Annotated in this window: 3 protein-coding genes; 2 read left to right on the forward strand and 1 reads right to left on the reverse strand. The window is 72.9% G+C overall.

Annotated elements, in window-relative coordinates; all coding sequences use genetic code 11:
- Positions 1–96 precede the first annotated feature (96 nt).
- Positions 97–366 (reverse strand): DksA/TraR family C4-type zinc finger protein, encoded by a 270-nt coding sequence (locus ACLFOB_RS14215; protein WP_410918121.1) that lies wholly within the window; start codon positions 364–366, stop codon positions 97–99.
- 392 nt (positions 367–758) lie between these two features.
- Between ACLFOB_RS14215 and ACLFOB_RS14220 the strand changes: the two genes are divergently transcribed.
- Together ACLFOB_RS14220 and ACLFOB_RS14225 are read left to right on the forward strand one after the other, a co-directional pair.
- Complete coding sequence (locus tag ACLFOB_RS14220) at positions 759–3,692, forward strand: cation-translocating P-type ATPase (RefSeq protein WP_410926506.1); 2,934 nt, start codon at positions 759–761, stop codon at positions 3,690–3,692.
- Complete coding sequence (locus tag ACLFOB_RS14225; protein WP_410926507.1) at positions 3,677–4,813, forward strand: methionine adenosyltransferase domain-containing protein; 1,137 nt, start codon at positions 3,677–3,679, stop codon at positions 4,811–4,813. The genes ACLFOB_RS14220 and ACLFOB_RS14225 overlap by 16 nt, the downstream gene beginning before the upstream one ends.
- Positions 4,814–4,818 lie beyond the last annotated feature (5 nt).

Here is a 4,818-nt window from a genome sequence, read left to right on the forward strand (position 1 = left end):
GCCGATTAGAAGTCGGCTGCTCTATCCGGTTGAGCTACGGGACCGCTGACCGCCTTTTCCGCGATGCAGCCCGCTTTGGCAAGCGACGCAGGCATCTCAGCGTAGCTGGCTGTCCTTCGAGGCGCGGCGATTGACGCCGCCGCGTGCCACGGGCCGCGTGTCGCGCTCCTGCTGGCAGTCGATGCAGAGCTTGACGCCGGGAATGGCGCGCCGCCGTGCCGCGGGGATCGGCTCTTCGCAGTCGGCGCAGTGGGTCAGGCTTTCGCCTTCGGGGCCGCGCCGGGCCTTGAGGCGCGCCAGTTCCTCCGCGATCGAGGCATCGATCTGATCCTGCACCGCGCCGTCGCGTGTCCAGCCTCCGGCCATGTCCTTCTCCATCTCGCGCGCCGACAAGACTTGCACCGGTGTCGCGTGCTGTAAAGCGATGGGGCACAACGCGACCTTCGCGTGGCGGCCCATGGCCTGCGCGTTCCTTGGCCGGGCGAGGGAGAATCACGTCTTTCGGGCGGGGCAGGTCGGCAAGGGCCTGCCCGGGAATCGCGCCGTGCCGTCGATGCGCGCAGCGAAGGCCTGCGGTCGAGCTGCGGCGGAATGTTGCGTTTTCGCTTCCGCCAAAGCCGTGAAGCTGCCCTGACCGAAGCCTTTCACCCAAGCGTCAGGGCCCCCGGGCCTCTCCGGCGCCGCCGTTCGATCCCGGGCATTGCCAGCGGACGCGCTTTGGCTTCCATTGGGCACCGCGAATGCCGGGAGACCTCAAGGTGACGAAGAAGACGGCCGCCTCCAGTCCGCGGATCAGCATCGCGAGCCGAACGGCGGGCGGGCGCGTCCGTCTGCGGGTCCCCGGCCTTGCGGGGGAGCGCGCGACCGCCGCGCGCTTCGCGGCGTTCCTGAGCGCGGAAGACGGCGTGACGAAGCTCAGCGTCCGCGCGACGAGCGGAAACACGATCCTGCACGTCGCGCCGCAAATCGACGATACGGTGCTGCTGTCCCTCGCCCGGCAGGCCCTTGCCCGCGCGCTGCAAGGTGGCGCCGCGCCGGCCCCGACCGCACCGACTCCGTCGGCCGCTGCCCGCTGGCATGCCGAACCCTCCGACAGCGTCCTGGCGCGCTTCGGGAGCGATGCCGCGGCGGGGCTGTCGTCGGACGAGGCCGCGCGCCGGCTTGCGCGGCACGGACCGAACCGCCTGCCCGGCGATGACCCGCCATCGCCGCTGTTGCGCGTCGCGGAGCAGCTGTCCTCGCTGCCCGTCGCGATGCTTGCGGTCTCTTCGGTCTTCTCGCTCTCGACCGGTGGCGTGGCCGACGCGGTTGCGACGCTGACGGTCGTCGGCGTCAACGCGGTCTTCGGCTACATCACGGAAGGGCAGGCAGAAGCCGCCATCGCGAGCCTCATGGACATCTCGGGCGCGGAGGTCGCGGTGCTGCGCGACGGGCGCGAGGCCACCGTGCGCAGCGGCGACCTCGTGCCCGGCGACATCCTGCTGGTGCGTCCGGGCAGCCAGGTGGCCGCGGACGCGCGCCTGATTTCGGCCGACGGGCTTCTCGTCGACGAGTCGGTGCTGACGGGCGAATCCGAGCCGGTGGCAAAGGATGCCGGGGCCGAGACCGACCGGGACGCCGTCATCGGCGCCCGGCCGACGATGCTGCACGCCGGAACGCTGGTGACCGAAGGCGCGGGCCGCGCGCTGGTCGTCGCGACGGGCGCGCGCACGGCGGCGGCCGAGATCGCGCTGCTTTCGGGCGGCACGCAGCGCCCCCGTGCGCCGGTCGAGGTGGAACTCGACCGATTGTCGGGGACGCTGGCGAAACTGTCGCTCGCCGCCTGCGGTGTCTTCTTCGGCGTGGGCTGGATGCGGGGGGTGGCGCTGTCGGCGATCCTGAAGGACACGCTGGCGCTGGCCGTCGCCGCCGTGCCGGAGGGGCTGCCCGTGGTGGCGACGACGACGATGGGCCTTGGGCTGAAGCGGATGGAACGGCGCGGCATCCTGCTGCGCCAGATCGGCGCGATCGAGACGCTGGGGGCGGTGCAGCGCATCTGCCTCGACAAGACCGGCACGCTGACCGAGAACCGGCTGGCGGTGTCGGTCGCCGCCCCGGGGCTGGCGGCGCCGGCTGCCCCCGACACGGGCGCGGCCGCGAACCTCGCCCGCCTCGCGGCGCTCAACACCGAGGCGGAGGTGTCGGAGGGCAGGGCGGCGGGCGCCTCCTCGACCGAGCGGGCGCTGCTCGACTTCGCCCTGTCGCAGGACATTCACCCCGACGACCTGGCGCAGGCGATGCCGCGGCTGCGGGTGGTCGAACGCACGCTGCGGCGTCCCTGGCACGGCACGCTGCACGGGGGCGACCGGCGGCGCATGGTGGTGAAAGGGGCGCCCGACACGGTGCTGGGGATGTGCACCGAAGTCTGCGAGGGGGGCCGCACGCGTCCGCTGGACGAGGCCGCCCGCAGCCGGATTCTCGCATTGAACGATTCGCTTGCCGGCCGGCCGGCGCGTGTGCTGGCCTTCGCCGAAGGGCCGTGGCCCGACGACCCGGAGGCGCCGACAGGCCTCGTCTGGGCCGGTCTCGTGGGCATGACCGATCCGCTGCGGCCGGACGCGAAACGCTTCGTCGCCGAGATGCGGCGCGCCGGCGTGCAGCCGACGATGATCACCGGCGATCAGTCGGCGACCGCGCGGGCGATCGCCGAAGACCTGGACCTGGCCGGCGGCGCCCCCCTGCGCATCGTCGACGCGCCGCGCCTGAGCGAGATACCGCCAGACCTGCTGGCCGGGGTGGCCCGGCAGACGCATGTCTTCTCGCGCGTGTCGGCGCGGCACAAGCAGGCGATCATCCGGGCGCTGCAGAGTTCGGGCGAGATCGTCGCGATGACGGGTGACGGCGTGAACGACGGCCCTGCGCTCAAGGCCGCCGACATCGGGATCGCGATGGGCGCCTCGGGCACCAACCTCGCCCGCGAGGTCGCCAACGTGGTGATCCGCGACGACGATCTGGCAACGCTGACCGACGCCGTGGCGCAGGGCCGGGCCGTCTATCGCAACATCCGCCGCGCGCTGGAATTCCTGATCACCACCAACCTGTCGGAGATTGCCGTCGGCATCGTCGAGGCCGCGCACGGACCGGGCGAGCTCGAGACGCCGATGGAGCTTTTGTGGATCAACCTGGTCTCGGACGTGCTGCCGGGGCTTGGGCTGGCGCTGGCCGATCCGGACCCGGACGTGCTCGACCGGCCGCCGCGGGCGCCGGGCGAGCGGATCATTCCGCCCGACCATTTCCGCCGGATGGCGCTCGACTCGGGCACCATCGCGGCGGCGTCGCTCGCATCGCATTTCGTCGGGCTGGCGCGGTACGGACCCGGACCGGAGACCCGCGGGATGACCTTCCTGTCGCTGGCGCTGGGCCAATTGCTCTACACCCTGTTCTGCCAGCGGTCGGACGTGCGGGACCTGCAGCCGCGGCGCCTGCTGGAGAACCGTGCGCTCGACGGGGCGGTCCTCGCGTCCGCGGGACTTGCCGTGCTGCCGTTCTTCGTGCCGGGGCTGCGCCGGCTTCTCGGCATCGCGCCGTTGGGAGTCGCGGATACGGGTGTGGCGCTGGCGGGCGCCGCCTTCCCTGCGGCGGTCGTCCTGGCGCGGCGGGGTGTGCGGCTGCAACTGGAGGAAGTGGAGGGGCATCCATGCGCGACTTCGTGATGACGTCCGAGTCGGTCACGATGGGCCACCCGGACAAGCTGTGCGACCGGATTTCCGACGCCGTGGTGGATGCCTGGCTGGCCAGCGGGCAGCGGGCGGGCGTGAACGCGGAATGTGCCATCGCCTCGGGCGTGGTGTTCCTGTCGGTGCGCGCGGGTCGCCCGGATCCGATCGATGCCGCCGCGCTGGCGCGTCGCGTGGTGGCGGAGGCGGGCTATGGCCCCGAAAGCGAGGAGGACGCGATGACGGTGATCCTCGAGCTCGCGCACGACCCGGCGCTGGCACCGGAGCGGATCGCGCAGGCCGCGGCGCGCCAGATGGTCACCGCCTTCGGCTATGCCTGCGACAGCACGCCCACGGGGCTGCCCGCGCCGATCGACGCCGCCCACCGGATCGCGCGGGCGCTGGACGCGGCCCGCATCGACGGCCGGCTGGCATGGCTCAGGCCCGACGCAAAGGCGCAGGTGGCGGTGCGTTTCCGCGATCGCCGGCCCGTCGCGGTCGAGGCCGTGGCGCTGACCCTCGGCACGGACGAGGAGGTGGGGCTGGCCACCGTCGAGGCGGCGGTGCGGGAGGAGGCGGTGGCGCCGGCGCTGGCCGCGGCGGGCCTGCCGCTGTCGCCGGGCGCGGAGGTGACGGCCTTCGTCAGCGACGAAACGGGACCCGCAGCGCACACGGGGCTCACCGGGCGCAAGACCGCCGACGACGGCTATGGCGTCTTCGTGCGCCAGTCCGGCTCTGCGCTTTCCGGCAAGGACCCCTCGCGCATCGACCGGATCGCCGACTACGCCGCCCGTCACGCGGCGCGGGGCATCGTCGCGGCCGGGCTCGCGCGCGAGGTCGAGGTGCAGCTGTCGTATCTGCCGGGCCGCGCGTCGCCCTACGACGTCGAGGTGGACACCTATGGCACGGCCACGATCCCCGATGCCGAGATCGAGGCGCGACTGGTCGCGGCGGTCGATCTGCGGGCCGAGGCGATCGCGGAGCGGCTGGCGCTGTGGGACCTTCCCGCGCGCCACGGCGGCCGCTTCTACCAGCGCCTTGCCAGCTACGGGCAGATGGGCCGCGACGACCTGGCCCTGCCGTGGGACGCTCCCGATCTGGCCGGGGTGCTGGGCTGAGCGGT

Origin of the sequence: Rhodosalinus sp. (assembly GCF_046542825.1) — a bacterium.
In the GTDB taxonomy this organism is placed as follows: domain Bacteria; phylum Pseudomonadota; class Alphaproteobacteria; order Rhodobacterales; family Rhodobacteraceae; genus Rhodosalinus.

Excerpts from the sequence above, each read along its gene's own strand:
- ACLFOB_RS14215 (WP_410918121.1), bottom strand. The coding sequence starts at position 366 with ATGGCCGGAGGCTGGACACGCGACGGCGCGGTGCAGGATCAGATCGAT.
- ACLFOB_RS14225 (WP_410926507.1), top strand. The coding sequence starts at position 3,677 with ATGCGCGACTTCGTGATGACGTCCGAGTCGGTCACGATGGGCCACCCG.